Origin of the sequence: Bradyrhizobium sp., assembly GCF_035309285.1 — a bacterium.
Lineage (GTDB): Bacteria > Pseudomonadota > Alphaproteobacteria > Rhizobiales > Xanthobacteraceae > Bradyrhizobium.
Window position 1 is genome coordinate 21,683 of the sequence record NZ_DATGFH010000098.1, and the last position, 22,807, is coordinate 44,489.

Consider the following 22,807-nt stretch of genomic DNA (forward strand, 5'->3'; position numbering starts at 1 on the left):
GCTACTTGCTCTTGGCGATCTTGACCGGCGTGCAGCGGTCGCTGATCGCGTAATTCACCAAGGGCAGATTGCAGTAGAAGCTCGACGGTCGATACTTGACGCGGATTCTTTCGAGCTGCGACATCGCGAGGCTCAGGAAGGCGTCCAGCCGGACGACCTCGTGGTCGAGGCTGTTTTGATAGATGTCCTTGTTCTTGAGGAAATCGCTCCTCTTTTGCTCGCTGACCGCGCTGTTCGAGGCCCAAATTCGTGCAGTCGAAATCTGGCCGTGCGCGAGCTCGTAGCAATAGTGCATCACGATGAGATGGTGCTTGGCACTGTGCCAGTTGATCTCGCGGGAGGGGCGCGAATGATCGATCCTGCCGTTGTCGTCGACTGCGCAGATGACGGTCTTGGATCCGATCGCGATCTGCTTTTGCGTCTCGTTCGGCACGAGGCAAAGGTCATCCGTGCCCTTGTCCGGCTGATTGGTTGCTCCTGGCGCTTCGTAATGCGGGAAATTCTCTTTCGCGTCGCAGTCGAAATTGTAGTCGCCAAGCAAGGATTCGGTCAGTGGATCGCCGTCATTGGCCGTGGTGCCGGCCGGATCACGATCCAGGTTGCTCGGCCAGTCGATGTAAAGCTCCGCCTTGCGGACATAGATGCTGCTGTTCTTCCGCAAGCCGTTGCGTGCCCTGACGTAGTCCGGATAGGCGTCCCGCCCGGCCTTGGTCACCATCGCCTTGTTTCCGGTGTCGCCTGCGTCGTTGGCCGAAGCGACATAGTTGTAATAGATCAACTGCTGCAGGAGCTGCGCTTCCGCATAGGCGTCTGAAATCTCGACAAAGGCGTCGGTTGCGGCCTTCATATCCGCCTGGGCGGTTTCGCTCACCTTCTGCTCATAGGCGTTGAGGTACTGGATATAGGTCCCGAACCAGCCGGCGAGCAACGTCACGACGGACAGGCTCGCAGCGGAATGAAGCCAGGAGTCGAAACCCAACAGCCGCTTCCAAAAACCCGGCCGCGGGCCGGCTTTGCCCTTCTCTGGCTGCGGATCGCCTGCTTCTGACATGGTCATGCCCCGGTCACGCGCGGCCATCATAACCTGCCAGTTTGACCGGGCGTCGAAAATTCGGTCGCGGCGCCAGCGCGGGAACTAACCCGGCAACAGCTCCGTCAGCGAGCGGATGATGCGGTCCGGCTTGACGGTCGAGCCTTCGGGGAGGCCGTCGCCGTGGACGTCCATCCAGATCGCATAGATGCCAAGCCGCTGCGGCACCACGACCTCCCATTCCAGATTGTCGCCGATCATCCAGGTGTCGGACGCAGCGACGCCAAGGGCTGCCATCGCATGCCGATAGGCGCGCTCCTCGGGCTTGCCGAAACCGTGCTCGCCCTCGATCTGGATATGATCGAAGCGGTGGGCGAGCTCGAAACGCTCGACCTTGGCGCGCTGGGTATCGGCGGCGCCATTGGTGACCAGCGCGAGCTTGACGCCGAGCGCCTTCAATTTGTCGATCGCCTCGTGCGCGCCGGGAAAGACGAACATCTCCTCTTCGCGATAGGCGGTGAAACGGTCGGCGATCCGGATCGCGAGATCATCGGATAGCGTGGCGTGGCCGCCTGCGGCGAGCGCGGCAAAGCCACCCTTGGCGGAGAGACGCCTCGCCTCGCCGAGCTTGAGCCGCCACGCGGGCTCCGCCGTCGCCCAGAAGTTTCGCGCAAAGGCGAGAACTGCGGTTGCGACCTCTCCCGGCGAGAACGGTGCGAGCTCGCGGGCAAATTCGCCCGCGACCGTGTGCCAGGCGATCTCGGGCCGGCCATAGGCCGACAGGATGGTGTCATCCAGGTCGATCAGCATCGCGCGCGGCAGTTGGGTCGTCGCGTTCACGGCCATTTCACCTCAGGCGGCATCGAGGAGAGGATTGAATCGATATTGCCGCCGGTTTTTAGCCCGAACAGCGTGCCGCGGTCATGCAGCAGGTTGAACTCGACATAGCGCCCACGCCGGATCAGTTGCTCCTCGCGATCGGCCGCCGTCCAGGGGAGCGCAAAATTGCGACGCACCAGCTCAGGGTAGATATCCAGGAAAGCGCTTCCGACGTCCTGCGTGAACGCAAAGTCCGCATTCCAGTTACCGGAATCGTGGTGGTCGTAAAAGATGCCACCGATGCCGCGTGGCTCCTTGCGGTGCGGCAGATAGAAATAGTCGTCGCACCATTTCTTGTACCTGTCGTAAGGCGCGACGGCCGCGTGCGCGTCGCAGGCGCCTTTCATCGCGGCATGGAAGGCGATCGTATCCGGATCGTCCTGGGTGCGGCGGCGATCCAGCACCGGCGTCAGGTCCGAGCCGCCGCCGAACCAGGATTTTGTGGTGACGACGAAGCGGGTGTTCATGTGCACCGCCGGCACATGCGGGCTGCGCATGTGCGCGATCAGGGAGATGCCGGAGGTCCAGAACCGCGCGTCTTCCGCCGCGCCCTCTATCTGCGCGCGGAATTCGGGCGAGAACTCGCCGTGCACCGTGGAGCAGTGCACACCGACCTTCTCGAACAGTCTTCCGCGCATCATCGACATCACGCCACCGCCGCCCGCCGCCCCGCTATGATCGGTGCGCTGCCAGGGCGTGCGCACAAAGCGGCCCGCGCCGCCGGGATAGAGCGAGCCGGGCGCCTCGTCCTCCAGCCGTTCGAAGGTGGCGCAGATGTCATCGCGCAGCCTCTCGAACCAGGCTTTTACGCGTGCCTTCCGATCCTCGATGACGGAAATGTCCATATGCGAGGTCCTACCGTTTATTCTCCGTCATTGCGAGGAGCGGAGCGACGAAGCAATCCATTCTTGCTTTGCGGCAAGATGGATTGCTTCGCTTCGCTCGCAATGACGGCGGCATGTATGTCTAACCCTCAGGTCCGTAATAGGTGCAGCTCTCGTTGCAGCTATCGCGATGGACGCTGACGCGCGTCACCTTTCCCGCATGCTGCAGCCGCTCGAAGATGAAGCGCGACAGGTTTTCCAGCGTCGGCGGCCCCAGTGCTTCGATCCGGTTCAGGAGCTTGTGGTCGAGCGTCTTCTGCACCTCAAGCATGCGGCGTTCGAGCAGGCCGAGGTCGAGCACCATTCCGGTCTTGGGATCGGGCGTGCCGCGCACCGTGACTTCGGTACGGAACGAATGGCCGTGAATCTCCTCGCTGGCCTCGCCCAAGGTGGTGCCCGACAGCGCGTGCGCGGCCTCAAAGCGGAACGATTTCGTCAATTCCCACATCGTCTAAAAGCCAGTCCTATCTGATACCGAGTGTCTTGTGCGTCTGCAGGCTGAGCCGCCATTGCGGATGCCTCAGGCAATAGTCGACCGCGCGCGCGGTGTTCTCGATCACGTCCGGGCCGTCCATCGGCTGCAGCGAAAAGCGCTCGAAGGCGAGGCCGGCAAATTTCTCCGGCGCGGCTTCCGCCTGCGGATAGACGAGCTTCAGTTCGTGTCCCTTGCGCACGATGAGATCGGCGCCGGCCTTGGGGCTGACGCAAATCCAGTCGAGCCCCTCCGGCGGGGTGATCGTGCCGTTGGTCTCGACCCCCACGGAAAAACCGCGCGCATGCAGGGCCTCGACCAGGGCCGTATCGACCTGCAGCATGGGTTCGCCGCCGGTCAGCACGACGTAACGATTGGCGCTGTCACCGGTCCACTGCGCCGCGATGACATCGGCGAGCTCATCCGCAGAGGCATAGCGTGCGCCAAGCGTGCCGTCGGTTCCGACAAAATCCGTGTCGCAGAACTGGCAAACCGCGCTTGCGCGATCCTGCTCGCGGCCGCTCCACAGGTTGCAGCCACTGAAACGGCAAAACACGGCGGCGCGGCCGGCATGGGCGCCTTCGCCCTGCAGGGTCAGAAAGATTTCCTTGACCGCGTAGCTCACCAGAACTCACCTCATCACGTGTCGAAACGGGTCTGCCGCAGTGCCTCGCCAACGGCCATGGCGACGTTGAGCGAGCGCAAACCCGGTTTGATCGGGATTTTCAGCCGCGCGTCGGCGGCGGCCACGACCTCGTCGGTAACCCCGACCGTCTCGCGCCCGAAAAACAGGATGTCCGACGCCCCATAGCGAAAATCAAGATAGGACGTGGCGCCCCTGGTGGTGAAAAGCACGAGCCGATGACCCGCTTCCCGCCGCCACTCCTCGAATCTGGTCCAGGACATGTGGCGCGTCAGCCGCACCTGATCGAGATAATCCATGCCGGCGCGGCGGAAGGCCCGATCCGAGACCGCAAAGCCGGCCGGCTCGATGATGTGGGCCCCGACATCGAGGCAGGCGCAGAGCCTGAGAATCGTCCCGGTGTTCGGGGGAATGTCAGGCTGAAACAGCGCGATTTCCATCTAATGGCTTCCCACGAATGTATGAATAAAACAACGGTCTGGACGGATTTCGTGCATTGCACGCTTGCTGGCGGATAGTGGGCTTGCGCTCTTTGGGCAAGGGTGCCAATAGAACGATTCTGGACCGCTTGGTTGGCCGCTAGGGCCTAAAAGCCGGTCTTTCTGCCGCCGCGGGGGTCGCGGGCGCCGGCAGCCTTACCCGGCTACGTTTTGGGCGTCTTCGGGGGCGGTTCCACCGGCTGCGAGCTTTAGAAAGGGTTTGGAATCGTGACGATCGAGTCTTCGGCGGACCATCCGACACGCCGTGATTTCCTCTTTGTTGCAACGGGAGCGGCCGCGGCCGTCGGGGGACTGGCCTCGCTCTGGCCGTTCGTTTCCCAGATGAATCCCGACGCCGCCACCATCGCAGCCGGCGCCCCGATCGAGGTGGACCTGTCGCCGATCGCCGAGGGGCAGGACATCAAGGTGTTCTGGCGCGGCAAGCCCATCTACATCATGCACCGGACCAAGAAGCAGATTGACGAGGCCCGCGCGGTTCAGGTCGCTGACCTCAGGGACCCCGCAACGGATCAGTCCAGGGTCAAGGAGGGCCATGACCAATGGCTGATCGTGATCGGCATCTGCACCCATCTCGGCTGCATTCCGATCGCGCATGAGGGCAACTACGACGGCTTCTTCTGCCCCTGCCACGGTTCGCAGTACGACTCCTCCGGCCGTATTCGCCAGGGACCCGCGCCGCTCAATCTGGCCGTGCCGCCCTACACCTTCGCCTCCGATACCAAAATCCAGATCGGCTAAAGCCCGGCAGCCAGCCTCCGGGACTTTCAAGCCGTCGCGTCGCATTACTTCCTCAGGATCGCATCATGAGCGGACCCTCCGATTACAAGCCGAGTCACCCAGCCTTGCAGTGGTTCGAACGGCGACTGCCGATTTTGAGCCTCATGCATTCTTCGTTCGTGGCCTATCCGACGCCGCGCAACCTGAATTACTGGTGGACCTTCGGCGCCATCCTCTCCTTCATGCTGGGTTTGCAAATCCTGACCGGCGTGATTTTGGCGATGCACTTCACCCCGGAGGCGGGGATGGCGTTTCGCTCGGTCGAGCTGATCATGCGCGACGTCAATTACGGCTGGCTGTTGCGCTACATGCACGCCAGCGGCGCGTCGATGTTCTTCTTCGCTGTCTATGTCCACATGTTCCGCGGCCTCTATTATGGATCGTACAAGGAGCCGCGCGAGGTGCTCTGGATCCTCGGCGTCATCATCTACCTGTTGATGATGGCGACGGGTTTCCTGGGCTATGCGTTGCCCTGGGGCCAGATGAGCTTCTGGGGCGCGACCGTCATCACCAACCTGTTCTCGGCCATTCCCTATGTCGGCGACAGCATCGTGACGCTGCTCTGGGGCGGCTATTCGGTCGGCAATCCGACGCTGAACCGCTTCTTCTCGCTGCACTATCTCTTGCCGTTCCTGATCGCGGGCGTGGTGGTGTTGCACGTCTGGGCGCTGCATGTCGCCGGCCAGAACAACCCCGACGGCCTCGACATGAAGACCGACAAGGACTCGGTGCCGTTCACGCCGCACGCGACCATCAAGGACATGTTCGGCCTCTCGGTGTTCCTCCTGCTCTTCGCCTGGATCGTCTTCTACACGCCGAACTATCTGATGGCGTCTGACAACTACATTCCGGCCAACCCGGCGCAGACGCCGGCGCACATCGTGCCGGAATGGTACTACCTGCCGTTCTACGCGATGCTTCGCTCGATTCCGAACAAGCTCGCCGGCGTGCTGGTGATGTTCTCTTCGATCCTGATCCTGGTGTTTCTGCCGTGGCTCGACACCGCCAGGACGCGGTCCTGCAAGTACCGTCCGCTGGCAAAGCAGTTCTTCTGGATTTTCGTCGTGGTCTGCATCCTGCTCGGCTATCTCGGCTCGCAGCCGCCGGAAGGCATCTATGTCTACGCCGGGCGCATTCTCACGATCTGCTACTTCTCCTACCTCCTGATCGTGCTGCCGCTCTTGAGCCGCATCGAGACGCCGCGGGCCATGCCGAACTCCATCGCCGACGCCGTGCTGCAGAGGGGCGGCAAGGTTGCGGCTGCGATCGCAGTGCTCGTGCTTGCCGGCGGGCTCGTGATCGGCAGCGCGCAGAGCGCCCGCGCCGAGGATGATACGCCGCCGTCACAGACCTGGTCGTTTGCCGGCCCGTTCGGCAAGTACGATCGCGGCGCGCTGCAGCGCGGCCTGAAGATCTACAAGGAGGTTTGCTCTGCCTGCCACTCGCTGAACTATATCGCGTTCCGCAACCTCGCCGACCCGGGCGGGCCCGGCTATTCCGAGGCGCAAGTCGAGGCACTCGCCTCGGAGTACAAGATCAAGGACGGTCCGAACGATCAGGGCGAGATGTTCGACCGGCCCGGCCGGCCGGCCGACTACTTCCCTGCGCCGTTCCCGAACGAGCAGGCGGCGCGCGCCGCCAATAACGGCGGCCTGCCGCCGGACCTGTCGCTGATCGCGAAGGCGCGTTCTTATGAGCGCGGCTTCCCGTACTTCATCTTCGACTTCTTCACCCAGTTCCAGGAGCAGGGCCCGAACTACATCTCCGCGATCCTGCAGGGGTTTGAAGACAAGCCGCCGCCGGGCGTCACCATTCCGGACGGTACCTATTACAACAAGTATTTCCCCGGCCACGCCATCAAGATGCCGAAGCCGCTGTCGGACGGGCAGGTGCAGTTCGACGACGGCTCGCCGGCGACGGTGCCGCAATACGCCCACGATGTGGCGACGTTCCTGATGTGGGCGGCGGAGCCGAAGATGGAAGCGCGCAAGCAGCTCGGCTTCCAGGTCTTCGTGTTTCTGATCATCTTCGCCTTCCTGATGTACTTCACCAAGAAGAAGGTCTGGGCCGAAGCGCACTGAGCCGGGCCGAGCCGATGTGAATTGAAAAAGCCCCCGGAATTGGGGGCTTTTTTTATTGTCATTCCGGGGCGACGCGCAGCATCGAACTATGGTGCGCAATTGCGCACCTGAGAATCTCGAGATTCCGGGTCTGATGCTGGCGCACCAGCCCGGAATGACGGCAGTGGATTGCGCCTCGCGCGCTCTGTGGTCAAAATAGCATCGATTTCAGGAAACCATCGCCGGAGGAAACCATGGGCACCATCATCACCTTCAAGCGTCCGGACGGCAGGGAGGCCTCGGGCTATGTCGCCAATGCGGCGCGCGGCAATGCGCCCGGCGTGGTGGTGATCCAGGAATGGTGGGGTCTGCAGGACCAGATCAAGGGGATGTGCGACCGCTTTGCGCGCGCCGGGTTCGATGCGCTGGCGCCCGATCTCTACAAGGGCACGGTGGTGCCGTATCACGACATGGATGCGGCGGCGAAAGAGATGAACTCGCTGGATTTCATGGACGCCACTACGCAGACCGTGCGCGGCGCCGCGCAATATCTCGCCAAGAACGGCGCCAAGGTCGGCCTCACCGGCTTCTGCCTCGGTGGCGCGGTGACCATCATTGGCGCGACGAAGATTCCCGAGCTTACCGCGGGCGTGGTGTTCTACGGCATCCCGCCGGAGGCGGCGGCCAAACCCGCCGACGTCAGAATTCCGCTGCAGGCGCATTTCGCCAGCAAGGACGACTGGTGCACGCCGCAAGCCGTCGACGCCTTCGAGAAGGCCATGAAAGCAGCCGGCAAATCGCTCGACATCCATCGCTACGACGCCGAGCACGGCTTTGCCAACGAGCAGCGCATGGCCGTGCACGATCGCCAATGCGCCGAGCTCGCCTGGGGCCGGGCGACGGAATATTTTGCGAAACATTTGGGGTAGCTCGTCATTGCGAGGAGCGAAGCGACGAAGCAATCCAGGCTGTCTCCGCGGAGGCAGTATGGATTGCTTCGCTTCGCTCGCAATGACGATGGCGGACTGCGCAGGATACCTAATTCCCTTTCACCCCGTCCCACCAGGCACACGTGCCCGCCATCAGCTTGTAGTTACCTTCCATTACCTGCACCGGCGCGCGCAGGCCTTCGCGGGCGGCGTTCATGCGCATCTCGCGCGCGACGGCCCGGTCCTTCTCCGATAGCCAGATGCGGTCATGCCCCCACAGGCTCGGGCCGTGATGCATCTCGACCGGCTGCCAGGTCGCGGGCTCGATCTCGCGTCCGCCCCAGCCGCATTCGACCATGAAGGACGACGGCGTCCTGGCGTAGAACGAGGTCATGAGGTCGTTGGTGTGGCGGCCGAGCGTGACGTTGACGCGGTCCCCGGCAAGCGCGACGTCATAGGACTGTCCGACATCGTCGAGCGAGAACAACTCCACCATCAGATGATGCATGCCGGCTTTGCCGGTCTCGATCAGCGCCAGCGAATGATGGCGCGGATTGACGTGGAAGAAATAGGCTCGGAACGGCTTTTCGATGTAGTCGGAAAGGCCGAAGCCAAGCACCTTGGTGTAGAACGCCATGATCGGCTCGATGTTCTCGACCGTGAGCACGACATGGCCGAGGCCGAGCGGCCCGGTGCGGAAGCCCGAGATCGAGCGGCCCGGCGAGAACGGCGTGTCGTCGATCTCGGCGCCATGAAACGCCTCGAGCCGGTTGCCGTCGGGATCGTGAAACGAGATCAGGCTGCGAACGTGTCGCGTGTCCGCCAGCGCCTGCGGCTCGGCCGTGACCGCAACGCCGACGGCTTCCAGCCGCGCCGCCAGCGCATCGAGCGCGGCACCATCCTCGACCTCCCAGCCGAAGAAGCGCGCGCCTTCTCCCATGGCGCGGTCGATCACGACGCGCTGCTTGCGGTCGTCCATGCGGAAGGCGAGCAGCGAATTGCCGCGCTCGATCGCCTGAAATCCCACCATGTTGGTGCCGAAGTGCCGCCAGTCCTCGATCGCGGAAGACCCGAACCCGGCATATCCCAATCCCCTGATCATGGCGCGCCTCCTTTTCAGGGCCGGCGTTAACCTCCGGCGGCTTTAGAGGGGCATGCTACGCTGTTTTTTGGGGCCGTCCATGGCACGAGCTCCCTTGACGGCCCAGCCCGCGGTAGTGTTTACGTGAGCCATGAGTATCGTCGTCCGCTCCTCTCGTCGTTGGTGGCCCACCTTCTAAAAAGGTGGCCGGTGCGATTTTCCTTAAATCTCAATCGTTCTGAGGCCGCCATCGCAGGCGGTCTTCGTGTGTCCTGTGTGGCGTTCCCTCAGCAAGTTTCGTAAGAGGATCACATGAACAGGACAGTCTTCTCGCTTCCCGCGAAAAGCGAATATCTGACCCGCGGCGGGCTCGCCGTGCAGCGGGTGGTGGAGCACTTTTCCGGCGGCGCCAACCGGCTCGACGCGCTGATCAACCTGCTCGACCGCCGTCGCGGCGTGGTGCTGTCATCCGGGACCACCGTGCCCGGCCGCTACGAGAGCTTTGACCTCGGCTTCTCCGATCCGCCGCTGGCGCTGGAAACGACGGGCGTCAATTTCTCGCTTCATGCGCTGAACCCGCGCGGTGAAGTCCTGATCGCTTTTCTCGCCGATACCCTCCGCGAGCCCTGCGTCGTCGTGACCGAGAAGAGCACGAGCCGTCTTGCCGGGCACATCCTGTGCGGAGCGGCACCTGTAGAAGAGGACCAGCGCACCCGCCGCGCCAGCGTGATGAGCCTGGTGCGCGACATGATCGCGGCATTCTCCGCTCCCGACGATGCGCTGCTCGGCCTGTTCGGCGCCTTCGCCTACGACCTCGTGTTCCAGATCGAGGACCTCGTGCAGAAGCGCAAGCGCGAGGCCGACCAGCGCGACATCGTGCTTTATGTGCCGGATCGGCTTCTGGCTTATGATCGCGCCACTTCGCGCGGCGCGCTGTTGAGCTACGATTTCGCCTGGAAGGGCAAGTCCACCGCGGGCCTTCCGCACGACACGGCCGAAAGCGTCTACGCCAGGACGCCGCGCCAGGGTTTTGCCGATCACGCCCCCGGGGAATATCAGGCCACCGTCGAGACCGCGCGCGCGGCCTTTGCCCGCGGCGATCTCTTCGAAGCCGTGCCGGGTCAGCTCTTCGGCGAGCCCTGCGAGCGCTCACCGGCGGAAGTGTTTCAAAGGCTGTGCCGCATCAACCCATCGCCCTATGGCGCGTTGATGAATCTCGGCGACGGCGAATTCCTGGTGTCCGCGTCGCCGGAGATGTTCGTGCGCTCCGACGGACGCCGCGTCGAAACCTGCCCGATCTCCGGCACGATCGCGCGAGGCACCGATGCGATCGGCGATGCCGAGCAGATTCGTCAGCTCCTGAATTCGGAGAAGGACGAATACGAATTGAACATGTGCACAGACGTCGACCGCAACGACAAGGCGCGCGTCTGTGTGCCCGGCACCATCAAGGTGCTGGCGCGGCGGCAGATCGAGACCTACTCGAAGCTGTTTCACACCGTCGACCATGTCGAGGGCATGCTGCGGCCGGGCTTCGACGCGCTCGATGCATTCCTCACCCATGCCTGGGCGGTGACGGTGACCGGCGCGCCAAAGCTGTGGGCGATGCAGTTCGTCGAGGACCATGAGCGTACGCCGCGGCGCTGGTATGCCGGGGCGATCGGCTGCGTCAATTTCGACGGCAGCATCAATACCGGGCTCACCATCCGCACCATCCGCATGAAGGACGGGCTTGCGGAAGTGCGCGTCGGCGCAACCTGTCTGTTTGATTCCGATCCTGCGGCCGAAGACCGCGAGTGCCACGTCAAGGCGGCGGCGCTATTCCAGGCGCTGCGCGGCGATCCACCGAAGCCATTGTCGGACGTTGCACCGGACGCGACCGGCTCGGGCAAGCAGGTGCTGTTGATCGACCATGACGATAGCTTTGTGCATATGCTTGCGGATTATTTCCGCCAGGTCGGCGCCAGCGTCACGGTGGTGCGTCACGTGCACGCGCAAGCTATGCTGACCCAGAAGAAGTGGGATTTGCTCGTGCTGTCGCCGGGACCCGGCCGGCCGGAGGATTTCAAGATCGCCTCCACCATCGACACCGCGATCGCAAAGAAGCTGCCGATCTTCGGCGTCTGTCTCGGCGTGCAGGCGATCGGCGAATATTTCGGCGGCAGGCTCGGCCAGCTCGGCCAGCCCGCGCATGGAAGGCCGTCGCGGGTGCAGGTGAGGGGCGGGCGCTTGATGCGAAGCCTGCCGAACGAGATCGTGATCGGCCGCTATCATTCGCTCTATGTCGAGCGCGACTCGATGCCCGAGGTGCTCGACGTCACCGCGTCGACCGAGGACGGGGTTGCGATGGCGCTCGAGCACAAGACCCTGCCGGTCGGCGGCGTGCAGTTTCATCCGGAATCCCTGATGTCGCTTGGCGGCGAGGTGGGCTTGCGTATTGTCGAGAATGCATTCCGGCTGGATGCCAATTGAATGACCTCGTCATTGCGAGCGAAGCGAAGCAATCCATTTCGCCGCATCGGGAAACATGGATTGCTTCGTCGCTTCGCTCCTCGCAATGACGAGAGGCAGACAACAGGGCTGTAACCACATGACCTTCGACCTCGATTTGAAATCCAGCATTCGCACCATCCCGGATTACCCGAAGAAGGGCATCCTGTTTCGCGACATCACGACGCTGCTCGCCGACGCGCGCGCGTTCCGCCGCGCGGTCGACGAGTTGGTGCATCCCTGGGCGGGCTCGAAGATCGACAAGGTCGCGGGCATCGAGGCGCGCGGCTTCATCCTCGGCGGCGCGGTGGCGCACCAGGTATCCGCGGGGTTCGTGCCGATCCGCAAGAAAGGCAAGCTGCCGCACACCACCGTGCGCATCGCCTACTCATTGGAATATGGCCTCGACGAGATGGAGATGCATGCCGATGCCGTGCATCCCGGCGAGCGCGTGGTCTTGGTCGACGATCTCATCGCGACCGGCGGCACCGCCGAAGGCGCGGTCAAGCTCCTGCGCCAGATAGGAGCCAATGTCATCGCCGCCTGCTTCATCATCGACCTCCCGGATCTCGGCGGCGCAGCAAAGCTGCGCGCGATGGACGTGCCGGTGCGCACGCTGATCAGCTTCGAGGGGCATTGACGAGGCGGCTATCAACGCTACCAGCGATCGCTGTAACGATAGTGATCGTCGTAGTGATCGTTGTAGTGCTCGTTATAGTGATTGTTGTAGCGATCGCTGTTTGTCGATGCGGATTGCGCGGGCTTTCCGAAAACGCTCCGGCATCCCGGGCTCAGACTGGCCCGCTGCCTCGTCATGCAGGCGATGATTCGCTCGCGGTTGGGAATTTCCGAGGAGCAGAGCCGGAAGACGTCCGGTGTGCAAAGCCGTTGCTGATCTTCCTCGGTAAAGGCCCGGCTGGCGGAAGGCCACAGCGCCAGGCACGCCACGACACAGGCGGCAAGTTGCACGCCGCGAAGGCAAGATAGATTGGTTGGCATCGTCCCCTCTCGAGTTGGGCCGGCGTTGCGGCCGCTGACCAGGCGGTTCGCCGGCTCGGAATCGATGCATGATCGTAATCTGGAATTCTTCTTTCGGAGCGCGACGAGTCGGACGTGCACCAATATTTGCAACGTGTGGTGTATCTGCATCTGTTCCGGTAAGGGAACTGCTGCGGCGCTGCAGCGAGATCGACCTGTCGAATGCGACGCATCAAGAAACGTCAGGACAGCACAGTCTCGAGATCGGAATAGATGACGTCGGCCGTGCGCTGGTAGTGCTGCTGCAGCAGACGCACGGCTTCCTCGGTGCTTCGTTCGAGAACCGACTTCAGAATCTCGGTATGCTCGGCGCCGACCTTGCGGACCGGATAGGCCTTCGCAATCGACATCATGCGATAGCGATAGAGCCTGTCGGCAAGCTGCTCGCAGAAAGAGAGCAGCGGCCTTGAGCCGCACAGGCCGATCAGCGTCGCATGAAAGGCGCGATGCGCTCGCTCCCAATCCGGGTTGTCTTCAAATTTTTCGGCGTTGAGCGAACGCGGCGTGCGATCGAGTCGGTGATGCGTCACCAGCAAGGTTTCTTCCCAGGCCTGGGTTGCATTCTTGATCGACTCCCTGAGCGCGAGACCCTCGACCCAGCATCGCGTCTTGGTCAGCTCCTGGAGTTCCTCCTTGCTGACCTGCTTCACGTAAAAGCCGCGCTGCTCCATGCCGACAACGAATTCCTCTGATGTCAGTCGATTGAGCGCCTCGCGGAGCGGGGTTTGCCCGACATTGTATTGCTCCATCAGGAAGCGCGACTGCAGCTTGCGCCCGGGCTCCAAACGCGTCGTCAGGATGTCGGCCTTCAGCCGCGCGTAGATGGTCGACGCCAGCGTTGCCGGCGAGTCCGTCTTCGGGCTCGACAGGTCAGAGCTCATCGGCGTCCCACGGAATCATCGACTTTTTTGTACATCAGGCGACGCCGGCATCGTAATTTATAAATTTGTGTCTTTACGAGAATTTTTATATAGATTATGCCTTCGCCAACAGCAACAGGTTCTATGGCGATACGTGACAAGCTCGTCCGGCGCGCCTCGCCCTCGCCAACACGAGGAAGCCCGATGTCAGATTTTCCGGTGGCGGCGCTGCGCAGCGTCGAGATCGCGACGCCCCAACCGGGTGGCTCGGCCGATTTCTACACGAAGGTCTGGGGGCTCGACTTCGCCGCCGAAGTGGGTGGCACCATCTACCTCGCCGCGACCGGCAGCGACTTTCATGTTCTGGAACTGACGCCTTCCGACCGGACGTCGCTACGCAAGGTCAGCTTCCGCGTCCGCTCGCGGGAGGATCTGCACCAACTCTTTGCGCGCGTGCGGGAAGCCGGCTGCGAGGTCGTCAGCCCGCCCGAGCGATCGCTGGCGCCGTCAGGCGGCGAGAGTTTTCTGGTCCGTGAGCCGCAGGGATGCGGCCTGGAGTTCGTCTACGGCGACCGCACCAGGACGGCGCGGGTCGTCGCAAACCGGCCGGAACGGCTGGCGCATGTGAACATCAACAGCGCCGATATCGAAAAGCTGTCGACATTCTACCAGGAAGCGCTCGGCTTTCGACTGTCGGACCGCTCGAAGCCGATGGCGTTCCTGTGCTGCAACAGCGATCACCATGCCGTCGTGCTCGCGGATGCGCCGGTTCACGGACTGAACCATGTCGCCTACCTCATGCCTGACCTCGAGTCGGTGATGCGCGGTTCCGGCCGTATGGTCGATCATGGCTATCCGATCGGCTGGGGCGTCGGCCGGCACGGGCCGGGCGACAACGTGTTTGCCTATTTCGTCGATCCGACCGGCGTCGTCGTCGAATACACCGCCGAAGTGCTGCAGATTGACGAGAGCTACCGGGCGAAGGGCCCCGGCGAATGGGTCTGGCCGCCGGGACGAACCGACCAATGGGGCGTCGCCCCGCCCAAGACCGAAGCCTGCAAGAAAGCCCAACTTTCCGTTCCCTTTGCCCCGCAGATCGTCACGGCTGGGCGCGCATGACGACGTCCCCTGCTGCCAGCGACTATGACGTGCTTGTCATCGGCTTCGGGCCGACCGGCGCCGCTGCCGCTGGCATGCTCGGCCGGTTCGGTCATCGCACGCTCGTGATCGACCGGCTGACCGGCATCTATGACAAGCCGCGCGCCATCGCGCTCGATCACGAGATCTTCCGTCATTTCGACAATATGGGCTTGGCAGAGGCGATCTCGCCGCACGTCGAGCCCTTCACCGCGTCCGAGCATTTCGGTGTCGATGGCCAGTTGATCCGGCACGTCGACATGGTCGCGAAGCCTTACCCTCTCGGCTATACGCCGAGCATGGTGTTCAGCCAGCCTCCGGTCGAAGCTGAGCTGCGCCGTCACGCCACGAGCTTCCCTTCCGTGCGGTCCGAGCTTGGGGTCGAACTGGTCGATCTGGTCGAGACGTCCGATCGCGTCGAGGCGCGGCTCAAGGATTCGGCTGGACGGCTGCGGTCCGTGACGGCGCGCTACGTGCTCGGCTGTGATGGGGCCTCGAGCATCGTGCGGCAGCTTGCCGGAATAACGCTGGAGGATCTGATCTTCGACGAACCCTGGCTTGTGGTCGATGTACGGGTCAATGACGACGCGCTCGCCAGGCTGCCGCAAAACTCCGCGCAGTTCTGCAATCCGGCGCGGCCGGTAAGCTTCATCATCGGCCCCAGGAATCACCGCCGCTGGGAGATCATGCTGCTGCCGGGCGAAGAGCCCAGTGAGCTGGAGCGCCCGGACAATGTCTGGACGCTGCTGGCTCCCTGGCTCGCGCCGCCGGATGGGGAGTTGTGGCGGGCGGCCGCCTATCGCTTCCACGCGCTCGTCGCCAGCAACTGGCGCAAGGGCCGGATCATGATTGCCGGCGACGCCGCTCATCAGCAGCCGCCTTTCATCGGCCAGGGCATGTGCCAGGGCCTGCGCGACGCCGCGAACATCGTCTGGAAGCTGGACCGGGTTCTCAAGGGGACGTCTTCCGAAACCCTGCTCGACACTTACACCGCGGAGCGCAAGCAGCACGTCATCGAACTGACCGAGAAAATCAAGGCGATCGGCCAATCGATCTGCGAGCGGGATCCGGCCGCAGCGCGACGGCGCGATGCACAGATCCTGGCGGAGGGCGGCGGCAAGCCACTCTTCATCACGCGGCAGGAAATCATTCCGCCGCTGCGCGCGGGTTTCCTCTCCCATGACGACGGAGCTGCCCGCGGAACCCTGTTTCCGCAGCCGCAGGTCGCGAGCGCGGGTATGGTGCGCCTGCTGGACAAGGTGACCGGACCTGGCTGGCGAGTTTTCGTCGACGGTCGCCGCAGCGACGCACGATCCCTCATGTCGCTTTGCGCCGTCTGTCCAGACCTGCGAACAGCGACGATCGCGCCCGCCGGTACCGGCGTTCCGGGCGCAATCGAAGAGACCGACGGGGTTCTCGCGGGCTGGTTCGACCGCCACGGCGTCGTCGCCGCGATTGTCCGGCCCGATCACTACGTTTTCGGCACCGCGCGCAATGCCTCGGAGCTTAGCAACCTCTTGAATGAGATTGGCTCGCGCCTTCGCGCGGTGTCGGCTGAAGCAGAAGGCACTGTTGCCGCCGCCGTGTGACGGAAGCGGCGATCCACGATCCGCCTTTAGAATGGAGATGACGTATGAAGTTGGCCACCGTTGCGATCGACGGACGGAAGACCTGGGGGGTCGTCGAAGGTGACACCTTCCTGGACGTTGGCGTTGCGCTCGCCTCGCGCTATGCCGACCTCAAGGCGGCCTTGGCTGCGGCTCTCGCCGGCGTTGCCGATGCCAGGTCGAAAGCTGCCGCCATCCCGCTTGCCAGGGTCGCGTGGTTGCCGGTCATTCCGAACCCGGACAAGATCCTGTGCGTCGGCCTGAACTACGAGACGCACCGGCAGGAGACCGGCCGGGCCGAGGTCGGCCACCCCACCATCTTCTCGCGCTACGCCAACAGCCAGACCGGACACATGCAGCCGATCGTGCGGCCGCGCGTCTCGACCGACCTCGACTTCGAAGGCGAGCTCGCGGTCATCATCGGCAAGGCGGGACGCTACATTTCCCGCGCGGAGGCCATGGGCCATGTCGCCGGCTACGCCTGCTACAACGACGGCAGCATCCGCGATTTCCAGCGTCACACGCATCAGTTCACGCCGGGCAAGAATTTTCCGGACACCGGCGCGTTCGGACCGTGGATGATGACGCCCGACGAACTGGGCGAGCTTGGCGAGCTCAGGCTGCAGACCCGCCTGAACGGGCAGGTTGTGCAGGATGCGAAGATCAAGCAGATGATCTTCAATATCCCGAGGCAGATCGAATACTGCTCGACATTCACACGGCTCGAGGTAGGCGACGTCATCGTTAGCGGAACGCCGGGAGGTGTCGGCTCCCGCCGCACGCCGCCACTCTGGATGAAGCCCGGCGACATTGTCGAAGTCGAGGTCGAAAGGCTCGCTGTGCTGCGAAATCCGATCGTCGATGAGGCGCGCTGACGTCGCGCCTGCAGATCGGCGCGAGCGGAGGAGCTGATACGGCCCCAATCAAGCCTTCGTATCGCGAGCTCGTCGCAAAACGGCACGGGAACCAAGAGCTCGCGGCTCAGTTTTGCTTCGGCGGAGTTCCGTCCGGTCCGGAGAGTGGAGATGTTCTTTCGCGGCTTTATCCTGGGAATCATTGTCGCCGTGGTCGTAGGCTGCGGCGTCATTTACTTCGGTCTGACAAACGGCGCGATTCCGCCCAATGCAGATGCCAAGCCGAGCCCGCTTGAGCGATGGGCGGCAGGAACCTCGCTGCAGGCCACGCTGGAGCGGGATGCTCCGAAGGGCGCGAATCCGGTCGCTGCGACCGATGACAACCTGAAAGCCGGCGTTCAGCTCTATGCAAGGCATTGCACTGGTTGCCACGGCACCGCCGCGGGCGACAGCTCGGCCACGCCCATCGCCAAAGGCGAAAATCCAAAGCCGCCGCAGCTTGCCTCTGAAGGCGTTGAAGATGATCCGGAAGGCTGGACATTCTGGAAGATCAAGCACGGCATCCGCTGGACCGGCATGCCCGCATGGGAGCAAGTTCTCAATGATCAGCAAATCTGGACGCTCACGCTGTTCTTGAAGCGCATGGACAATTTGCCGCCGGCGGCAAAGGCCGCATGGCAAGCGGTCCAGATCGGGCAGACAACAAGCGGACCGAGCCAGGGCGCGGACCAAGGCACGCAGGAGCCACGAAAGGACTAGCACAGGTTCTTTTTTGCGCGGCGGTCAGCTCGCTCGGCCGGGACGGCTGAAAGTCACGACCGTTGCATAGTCAAATTCAGCTCAAGCTCGCGGAACATGTAATAGTTCCGGCGGATCCACTGGTGCAGCTCCGTGGACGAGTCCTTCTCCTGGCGCAAATAATTGGTGAAGGAGAAGGTGAGGCGGTCGATATAGGTCCTGAGGAACGTCGGCAGCGCGGTGAGGGGCAGGACGCGTCCGCGCGCCATCGACGCCGGCAGCTCACCGCGCACCACATGCTCGTTGTCGATCACAATCAGATGGCGCGGCGGGATCTGCTCCCGCAGCATTTCGTGCGAACGCCACGAGACGCGGTCGGTGTCGCCCACGAACAGGATGATCGGCGCGACGTTGCGCCGCTCCGCTTCCTTCAGGAATCCGATCTCATCGCTCATCTTGAAGAACTCGTCGAAGGCGTGGAAGCCGAGATCGATCACCTTGGACAAGCCGTCGTCAACGATGATGCGGTCCATGAGCTGCATCTTGCCGTAGGTATCGATGACGTCGGCAGTCTCGGTGCTGGTGGGCAGATAGTCGAGCAGCGACGGCTCCTTGAGGTTGATGTCGAAGGAGAGCACGCCGCCGTTCTTCAAGAGCAGAAACTCGCTGAGCAGCCGCGCGATCAGCGTCTTGCCGACCTGCGGGCGGGGCGAGCAGATGATGTAGACGGGGGTGGCGGGCATTCCGCCTATATCAGGAGATTTTTTCCGCTAATCCAGCCGAATTGCGCGCCGTCGCGAGAATTATTTTTCGCCGCTCCGCGGCACCGGTTTGCCCTGGCCGACGATGTCGGTCAGCTTGATGCGGTCGAACTCGCTCCAGACATTGGCGAGCCAGTGCCTGACATAGCCGCGCAGCACGAACGAATAGTTCGCCGCGTCGTCATGCGGGCCCTTGTTGGCGACGAATTTCAGGAACGGGACGGACGCAACCTCGACCTGCTCGAAGGCCATTTCGTTGAGCTTCGGGATGGTGAGGTCGGTCGCATCCTTGATGCGGTGGAAGTAGGAGTTGTAGGTCGCCTGGTCCCACTGGAAGAACTGGGTGTCGTTGATGAAGTTCTTCACCAGGAAATATTTTGCCCCCGACATGAAGTTGGCGGTCTCGGCGATCTCGTCCAGCGAGGCGATCGAGGGACCCAGGATGTGGAAGACGGCAAAGGTGATCTGGCCGCCCCTGGCGGCGTCGAGGAAGCCGATATCGCGCAGCGAGGCGAGCGCCGGCGAGAGCAGGCCGGCGCGGACGTCGATCACGGTCACCGACGGCGCCACCGTGTTCAGCGTGTCGAAGATCTTCATCTGATCGGCCGTCGCCGTCATGTCGACGATCTCGGTGATGTCAGGATGAAAGCGCTTGAGCGTGCCGCGCGGGGATTCGGTGTCGAACGCCCGGGTCTGCACGTTGTTTGCGTTGAAATAGTCGAGCAGGGTGCGTGACACCGTGGTCTTGCCGACCCCGCCCTTATCTGCGCCCACTACAATCACTGCCGGCTTCGCCATGTCCGTCCCTTACAACGCCCCCGACCTCTTTGGCCGGCTGATCCCCATCTTGTTTGGGCGCGAACATGGCAGAAACAAGGGAGAATGCAATTCGGGGTGCAGTCTGTAAGCGATTAATCCAGCCCCGTTGGGTGGATCAACCCTGGTGCCGGCCCCACGGACCGGTTTGATTGCCCCAAGGTCCTGATGAAGGGCCGGGCAAGGGCCGCGGCGCCGCTTCGGGAGCACCTTTCGAGGCGCCGGCGGGATCATCCCAGGGACCCGGAGGTCGGGGCAAGGGCGGCGGCGTCCGATCGCTGCCCTGCTGATCCTGGTCGTCTTCGGGATGCATCGGTAGCGCCAGCGGGCCCTCGTAGCGGCCGCCGGCATATTTCACCAGCGCCTGGACGCGGGATTCGACCGACGGGTGGGTGGCAAACAGGTCGGCAAAGCCCTCGCGCGGATTGTCGACACAGAGTTCCATCACCGCCGAGGTGGCGCCGGGCAATTCGCCGCGGCCCTCGATCCTGCGCAGCGCCGAGATCATGGCGTCGGGGTCCTTCGTCAGTTCCACCGAGCCTGCATCCGCGAGGTACTCGCGCGATCGCGACAATGCGAGCTTGACGAACTGCGACAGCGCCCAGGCGAGGATGATCAACACCACCGCGACGACGATGATCAGGATCGCCGCCCCGCCGCCACCGCCCTTGCGGTCGCCGCTGTCACTCCCGCCGCCGTCAGACGAGGAAGACGATGAAGAGGAGGATGACGACCATGACGATCCGCCGCCGCTCCAGGGGACATAGCCGAAATTGGAGAAGCCGCGGAACAACAGCTCGGCGAAGAAGCCGACCACACCGGCGATGATGACCGCGATCACCATCATCTGCACGTCGCCGTTCCTGATATGCGTGAGCTCGTGGCCGAGCACGGCCTCGATCTCCTGGTCGTTCAGGTTGTTCAGGAGGCCCGTGGTGACGGTGACCGCATATTGCCGCGGGTTGAGGCCCGTGGCGAAGGCGTTCAGAGCGTCGCTCTCCATCACCTTCAGCTTCGGCATCGTAATGCCGCGCGAGATGCAGAGATTTTCCAGGAGATTGTAGAGCCGCGGCTGCTGTTGGCGGGTGACATCCTCGCCGCCGGTCACGGCGTCGATGATCGACTGGTGGAAGAAATAGGCGATGACGATCCAGAGGATCACCGCGCCCGTCGAATAAGGCAGCGTGCGGACGACATCGGCGAGCGCGGCTTTCAGGTAATAGGGCGCGGTCGCACCGCCGTTGTGCAGGACCTCGATGATCAGCCCGCCGGCATAGACGATCACGTAGACCAGCAGGAACAGGCTCGCGAGCAGGATCATCGACCGCGTCTTGTTCGCGGCGATGTGGGTATAGAGACCGTACGCGGCCAATGGTGCGCTATCCCCAACTGTCGTCATTCCGGGGCGCGCCTGAGGCGCGAGCCCGGAATCCATACTCACGATGGTGGTTATGGATTCCGGGCTCACCGCTTCGCGGTGCCCCGGAATGACGAAGGAGAGTCATCGGCGGTGATACCTCAGAACTTCACGCTCGGCGCGGCCTCGACTTCGGGGCGGCTCGTGCCGAGGTCGAAGAAATCCTTCCTGGTGAAGCCGAACATGCCGGCGAACAGGGCGGCCGGCATCTGCTGGATGCCGGTGTTGTATTCCTGCACGGTGTTGTTGAAGAAGCGGCGGCTCGCGGCGATCTTGTTCTCGAGATCGGAGAGCTCGGCCGCGAGCTGCTGGAAGTTCGCATTGGCCTTGAGGTCCGGATAGGATTCCGACAGCGCGATCAGCCGGCCGAGCGCGCCGGAGAGCTGGTTTTCCGCCGCCGACACCTGCGCCGGTCCCTGCGCCGACATCGCAGCTCCCCGCGCCTTGATGACGTCGTCCAGCGTGCCGCGCTCGTGTGCCGCATAACCCTTCACCGTCTCGACCAGGTTCGGAACGAGGTCGTGGCGCTGCTTGAGCTGCACGTCGATGTCGGCAAAGGCCTGGTTGACGCGCTGGCCGAGCGCGACGAGGCGGTTATAGGCCCCGAAGGCAAACAGGACGAGAACGACGATGACGCCGAGAACGATCCAGCCGGACGACATGGAGAAACTCCTGATGGGACGGATAAGCGGATAATCCAGATGAGAATGAACGAGAGCGTTATCCGCCACGAGGTGGGGTTCCTCTTGGTCTGATGCAAGAAGCTCCGGGTTCAACGGCAAGTCTTGGAAACCGTTAACTTTTCTCCATTGTGGCATCGCCCCAGCGCCAACGCCGCGCTGCCGCATAGGCCTGCTTGTCGCGGCGCGGAGCCTTGGCGATGGCAACACCATCGACAGTGCAGAGCTTGGCGGAAATACCGGCCTTGCCGACGACAGGTTGTGCCAGCACGCGGGAAAAGTGTCGCGCGGCGGGCTCGCGTGTCAGCACGACATAGGAGAACCGCTCGTCCTCGAACGGCACCTCAGCGCCCTTGATCTGCTTGTGTGCGCGTGAGCGGGCCAGCCGCTGGGAGAAGTGGCACCAGTCCGGCGGCGAGAGCGGGCAGTCTCGGTCGTGCGGGCAGGGCGCGGCCACATGCGCGCCGGCGGCAATCAGTTGGGAGCGTAGCGCGAGAATCCGGCCATAGCCGGCGGGCGTGCCCGGCTCGACCACGAGGAGCGTATCGCTGGTTTTCGCCCACATCGCCTCCGCCAACGATTGGCGTTCGGCCTCGCCGAGCTCGCCGATCAGGTAGCTTGCGATGACGAGGTCGGCCGAGTCAGCCTTGGCGAGCGCGGCGCGGGCTTCGCCGGGCCGGTAGCTCAGATTGCCGAAGCGCGGGCTGCCGCTGACTAGATCGAGCGCCAGTGTGCGCAAGGCGTGGTTGGCGTCAACGAGGGTGAAGGATTTCAGCGAGGCAAAAGCTTCCCCTACCGCCCAGCTCGCAGTCCCCGGGCCGGCGCCGACGTCGAGCAGCGTCCGCGGTGCGAACTCCGGCCGCGCTTCGCAGAGCGCATTCAGGCACGCAGTGACCGCGGCATAAGTCGCCGGCATCCGCGCCAGCGCATAGGCCAGCGCATCGGTTTCGGATCGGATCGCGCCCGAGCCGCCGCCGTCGCGATAGGTCCTGGAGATGGCCGCCGCGCGGGCCGCCACGTCGCTCCGCGGCAGGCCCTCCAATTTCGCGTCCAGCGCGGCCTTGAGTTCGGCGGGGAGATCGGGCGGGATTATGCTCACCGTCACCTCCCTTCGTCATTCCGGGGCGGTCCGCAGGACCGAACCCGGAATCTCG

23 protein-coding genes are annotated in these 22,807 nt (G+C 63.4%); 9 read left to right on the top strand and 14 right to left on the bottom strand.

Annotated elements, in window-relative coordinates; genetic code table 11:
• Position 1: 1 nt before the first annotated feature.
• From VKR55_RS19540 to VKR55_RS19565, 6 genes are all read right to left on the bottom strand, one after another.
• Positions 2–1,057, bottom strand: a complete 1,056-nt coding sequence (locus tag VKR55_RS19540; RefSeq protein WP_324405788.1) for a hypothetical protein — start codon at positions 1,055–1,057, stop codon at positions 2–4.
• Positions 1,058–1,135: 78 nt separating this feature from the next.
• The gene (locus VKR55_RS19545) at positions 1,136–1,840 is read right to left on the bottom strand and encodes an HAD family hydrolase (RefSeq protein ID WP_414642399.1); all 705 of its coding nucleotides are present in this window, start codon (positions 1,838–1,840) and stop codon (positions 1,136–1,138) included.
• A 26-nt stretch (positions 1,841–1,866) separates the two neighbouring features.
• Complete coding sequence (gene hemF / locus VKR55_RS19550) at positions 1,867–2,754, bottom strand: oxygen-dependent coproporphyrinogen oxidase (protein ID WP_324405791.1); 888 nt, start codon at positions 2,752–2,754, stop codon at positions 1,867–1,869.
• Between the two features lie 121 nt (positions 2,755–2,875).
• Positions 2,876–3,241: a 6-pyruvoyl trahydropterin synthase family protein gene (locus VKR55_RS19555; protein WP_324405792.1), complete on the bottom strand. Its 366-nt coding sequence runs from the start codon at positions 3,239–3,241 to the stop codon at positions 2,876–2,878.
• Positions 3,242–3,257: 16 nt separating this feature from the next.
• Positions 3,258–3,890 carry a 7-carboxy-7-deazaguanine synthase gene (gene queE, locus VKR55_RS19560; protein ID WP_324405794.1) on the bottom strand — a complete coding sequence of 211 codons (633 nt, stop codon included), beginning with the start codon at positions 3,888–3,890 and terminating at the stop codon, positions 3,258–3,260.
• Positions 3,891–3,904: 14 nt separating this feature from the next.
• Entirely contained in the window at positions 3,905–4,348 is a 444-nt protein-coding gene (locus VKR55_RS19565; protein ID WP_324405796.1) for a tRNA (cytidine(34)-2'-O)-methyltransferase, read from the bottom strand.
• Positions 4,349–4,615: 267 nt separating this feature from the next.
• Here VKR55_RS19565 and petA point away from each other — a divergent pair, with 267 nt between their 5' ends.
• The 3 genes from petA to VKR55_RS19580 all read left to right on the top strand — a co-directional run bounded on the left by petA (position 4,616) and on the right by VKR55_RS19580 (position 8,174).
• A complete protein-coding gene (gene petA, locus VKR55_RS19570; RefSeq protein ID WP_324405798.1) occupies positions 4,616–5,146 on the top strand; it encodes a ubiquinol-cytochrome c reductase iron-sulfur subunit in 531 nt (176 codons plus the stop codon).
• A gap of 65 nt (positions 5,147–5,211) precedes the next feature.
• Positions 5,212–7,266: a cytochrome c1 gene (locus tag VKR55_RS19575; RefSeq protein ID WP_324405799.1), complete on the top strand. Its 2,055-nt coding sequence runs from the start codon at positions 5,212–5,214 to the stop codon at positions 7,264–7,266.
• A gap of 233 nt (positions 7,267–7,499) precedes the next feature.
• Complete coding sequence (locus VKR55_RS19580; protein ID WP_324405801.1) at positions 7,500–8,174, top strand: dienelactone hydrolase family protein; 675 nt, start codon at positions 7,500–7,502, stop codon at positions 8,172–8,174.
• Between the two features lie 109 nt (positions 8,175–8,283).
• Here the strand turns inward: VKR55_RS19580 and VKR55_RS19585 are convergent, their stop codons facing one another.
• Positions 8,284–9,276: a VOC family protein gene (locus VKR55_RS19585; RefSeq protein WP_324405803.1), complete on the bottom strand. Its 993-nt coding sequence runs from the start codon at positions 9,274–9,276 to the stop codon at positions 8,284–8,286.
• Positions 9,277–9,567: 291 nt separating this feature from the next.
• Between VKR55_RS19585 and VKR55_RS19590 the strand changes: the two genes are divergently transcribed.
• Positions 9,568–11,727: an anthranilate synthase component I gene (locus tag VKR55_RS19590; RefSeq protein WP_324405804.1), complete on the top strand. Its 2,160-nt coding sequence runs from the start codon at positions 9,568–9,570 to the stop codon at positions 11,725–11,727.
• Between the two features lie 118 nt (positions 11,728–11,845).
• Positions 11,846–12,385 (top strand): adenine phosphoribosyltransferase, encoded by a 540-nt coding sequence (locus VKR55_RS19595; protein WP_324405807.1) that lies wholly within the window; start codon positions 11,846–11,848, stop codon positions 12,383–12,385.
• A gap of 17 nt (positions 12,386–12,402) precedes the next feature.
• Here VKR55_RS19595 and VKR55_RS19600 read toward each other — a convergent pair whose 3' ends face one another.
• Positions 12,403–12,894, bottom strand: a complete 492-nt coding sequence (locus VKR55_RS19600; protein WP_324405808.1) for a hypothetical protein — start codon at positions 12,892–12,894, stop codon at positions 12,403–12,405.
• A gap of 71 nt (positions 12,895–12,965) precedes the next feature.
• Entirely contained in the window at positions 12,966–13,664 is a 699-nt protein-coding gene (locus VKR55_RS19605) for a GntR family transcriptional regulator (RefSeq protein ID WP_324405809.1), read from the bottom strand.
• Between the two features lie 183 nt (positions 13,665–13,847).
• Between VKR55_RS19605 and VKR55_RS19610 the strand changes: the two genes are divergently transcribed.
• The 4 genes from VKR55_RS19610 (at position 13,848) to VKR55_RS19625 (ending at position 18,000) form a co-directional block, all read left to right on the top strand.
• Positions 13,848–14,762 (top strand): VOC family protein, encoded by a 915-nt coding sequence (locus VKR55_RS19610; RefSeq protein WP_324405811.1) that lies wholly within the window; start codon positions 13,848–13,850, stop codon positions 14,760–14,762.
• On the top strand, positions 14,759–16,369 hold the full coding sequence (mhpA, locus tag VKR55_RS19615) for a bifunctional 3-(3-hydroxy-phenyl)propionate/3-hydroxycinnamic acid hydroxylase MhpA (protein WP_324405880.1): 1,611 nt from the start codon (positions 14,759–14,761) through the stop codon (positions 16,367–16,369). Before VKR55_RS19610 ends, mhpA begins: the two co-directional genes overlap by 4 nt.
• 44 nt (positions 16,370–16,413) lie before the next feature.
• Positions 16,414–17,262 (top strand): fumarylacetoacetate hydrolase family protein, encoded by an 849-nt coding sequence (locus tag VKR55_RS19620; protein WP_324405813.1) that lies wholly within the window; start codon positions 16,414–16,416, stop codon positions 17,260–17,262.
• Positions 17,263–17,412: 150 nt separating this feature from the next.
• Positions 17,413–18,000, top strand: a complete 588-nt coding sequence (locus VKR55_RS19625; protein ID WP_324405815.1) for a c-type cytochrome — start codon at positions 17,413–17,415, stop codon at positions 17,998–18,000.
• A gap of 53 nt (positions 18,001–18,053) precedes the next feature.
• Here VKR55_RS19625 and VKR55_RS19630 read toward each other — a convergent pair whose 3' ends face one another.
• From VKR55_RS19630 to VKR55_RS19650, 5 genes are all read right to left on the bottom strand, one after another.
• Positions 18,054–18,722, bottom strand: coding sequence for a P-loop NTPase family protein (locus VKR55_RS19630; RefSeq protein WP_324405817.1), 669 nt, complete (start codon positions 18,720–18,722; stop codon positions 18,054–18,056).
• Positions 18,723–18,782: 60 nt separating this feature from the next.
• Positions 18,783–19,538: a P-loop NTPase family protein gene (locus VKR55_RS19635; protein WP_324405818.1), complete on the bottom strand. Its 756-nt coding sequence runs from the start codon at positions 19,536–19,538 to the stop codon at positions 18,783–18,785.
• Positions 19,539–19,674: 136 nt separating this feature from the next.
• Positions 19,675–20,928 (bottom strand): M48 family metallopeptidase, encoded by a 1,254-nt coding sequence (locus VKR55_RS19640; RefSeq protein WP_324405821.1) that lies wholly within the window; start codon positions 20,926–20,928, stop codon positions 19,675–19,677.
• Between the two features lie 146 nt (positions 20,929–21,074).
• Positions 21,075–21,635 carry a LemA family protein gene (locus VKR55_RS19645; protein ID WP_324405822.1) on the bottom strand — a complete coding sequence of 187 codons (561 nt, stop codon included), beginning with the start codon at positions 21,633–21,635 and terminating at the stop codon, positions 21,075–21,077.
• 133 nt (positions 21,636–21,768) lie between these two features.
• Positions 21,769–22,746 carry a small ribosomal subunit Rsm22 family protein gene (locus tag VKR55_RS19650; RefSeq protein ID WP_324405881.1) on the bottom strand — a complete coding sequence of 326 codons (978 nt, stop codon included), beginning with the start codon at positions 22,744–22,746 and terminating at the stop codon, positions 21,769–21,771.
• Positions 22,747–22,807 lie beyond the last annotated feature (61 nt).

What these genes read in the sequence shown, in the direction of transcription:
- VKR55_RS19540 (WP_324405788.1), bottom strand. Translation starts at nt 1,057, where the DNA reads ATGACCATGTCAGAAGCAGGCGATCCGCAGCCAGAGAAGGGCAAAGCC.
- VKR55_RS19545 (WP_414642399.1), bottom strand. Translation starts at nt 1,840, where the DNA reads ATGCTGATCGACCTGGATGACACCATCCTGTCGGCCTATGGCCGGCCC.
- hemF (WP_324405791.1), bottom strand. Translation starts at nt 2,754, where the DNA reads ATGGACATTTCCGTCATCGAGGATCGGAAGGCACGCGTAAAAGCCTGG.
- VKR55_RS19555 (WP_324405792.1), bottom strand. Translation starts at nt 3,241, where the DNA reads ATGTGGGAATTGACGAAATCGTTCCGCTTTGAGGCCGCGCACGCGCTG.
- VKR55_RS19565 (WP_324405796.1), bottom strand. Translation starts at nt 4,348, where the DNA reads ATGGAAATCGCGCTGTTTCAGCCTGACATTCCCCCGAACACCGGGACG.
- VKR55_RS19575 (WP_324405799.1), top strand. Translation starts at nt 5,212, where the DNA reads ATGAGCGGACCCTCCGATTACAAGCCGAGTCACCCAGCCTTGCAGTGG.
- VKR55_RS19580 (WP_324405801.1), top strand. Translation starts at nt 7,500, where the DNA reads ATGGGCACCATCATCACCTTCAAGCGTCCGGACGGCAGGGAGGCCTCG.
- VKR55_RS19585 (WP_324405803.1), bottom strand. Translation starts at nt 9,276, where the DNA reads ATGATCAGGGGATTGGGATATGCCGGGTTCGGGTCTTCCGCGATCGAG.
- VKR55_RS19590 (WP_324405804.1), top strand. Translation starts at nt 9,568, where the DNA reads ATGAACAGGACAGTCTTCTCGCTTCCCGCGAAAAGCGAATATCTGACC.
- VKR55_RS19595 (WP_324405807.1), top strand. Translation starts at nt 11,846, where the DNA reads ATGACCTTCGACCTCGATTTGAAATCCAGCATTCGCACCATCCCGGAT.
- VKR55_RS19600 (WP_324405808.1), bottom strand. Translation starts at nt 12,894, where the DNA reads ATGCAGATACACCACACGTTGCAAATATTGGTGCACGTCCGACTCGTC.
- VKR55_RS19605 (WP_324405809.1), bottom strand. Translation starts at nt 13,664, where the DNA reads ATGAGCTCTGACCTGTCGAGCCCGAAGACGGACTCGCCGGCAACGCTG.
- VKR55_RS19610 (WP_324405811.1), top strand. Translation starts at nt 13,848, where the DNA reads ATGTCAGATTTTCCGGTGGCGGCGCTGCGCAGCGTCGAGATCGCGACG.
- mhpA (WP_324405880.1), top strand. Translation starts at nt 14,759, where the DNA reads ATGACGACGTCCCCTGCTGCCAGCGACTATGACGTGCTTGTCATCGGC.
- VKR55_RS19620 (WP_324405813.1), top strand. Translation starts at nt 16,414, where the DNA reads ATGAAGTTGGCCACCGTTGCGATCGACGGACGGAAGACCTGGGGGGTC.
- VKR55_RS19625 (WP_324405815.1), top strand. Translation starts at nt 17,413, where the DNA reads ATGTTCTTTCGCGGCTTTATCCTGGGAATCATTGTCGCCGTGGTCGTA.
- VKR55_RS19630 (WP_324405817.1), bottom strand. Translation starts at nt 18,722, where the DNA reads ATGCCCGCCACCCCCGTCTACATCATCTGCTCGCCCCGCCCGCAGGTC.
- VKR55_RS19635 (WP_324405818.1), bottom strand. Translation starts at nt 19,538, where the DNA reads ATGGCGAAGCCGGCAGTGATTGTAGTGGGCGCAGATAAGGGCGGGGTC.
- VKR55_RS19645 (WP_324405822.1), bottom strand. Translation starts at nt 21,635, where the DNA reads ATGTCGTCCGGCTGGATCGTTCTCGGCGTCATCGTCGTTCTCGTCCTG.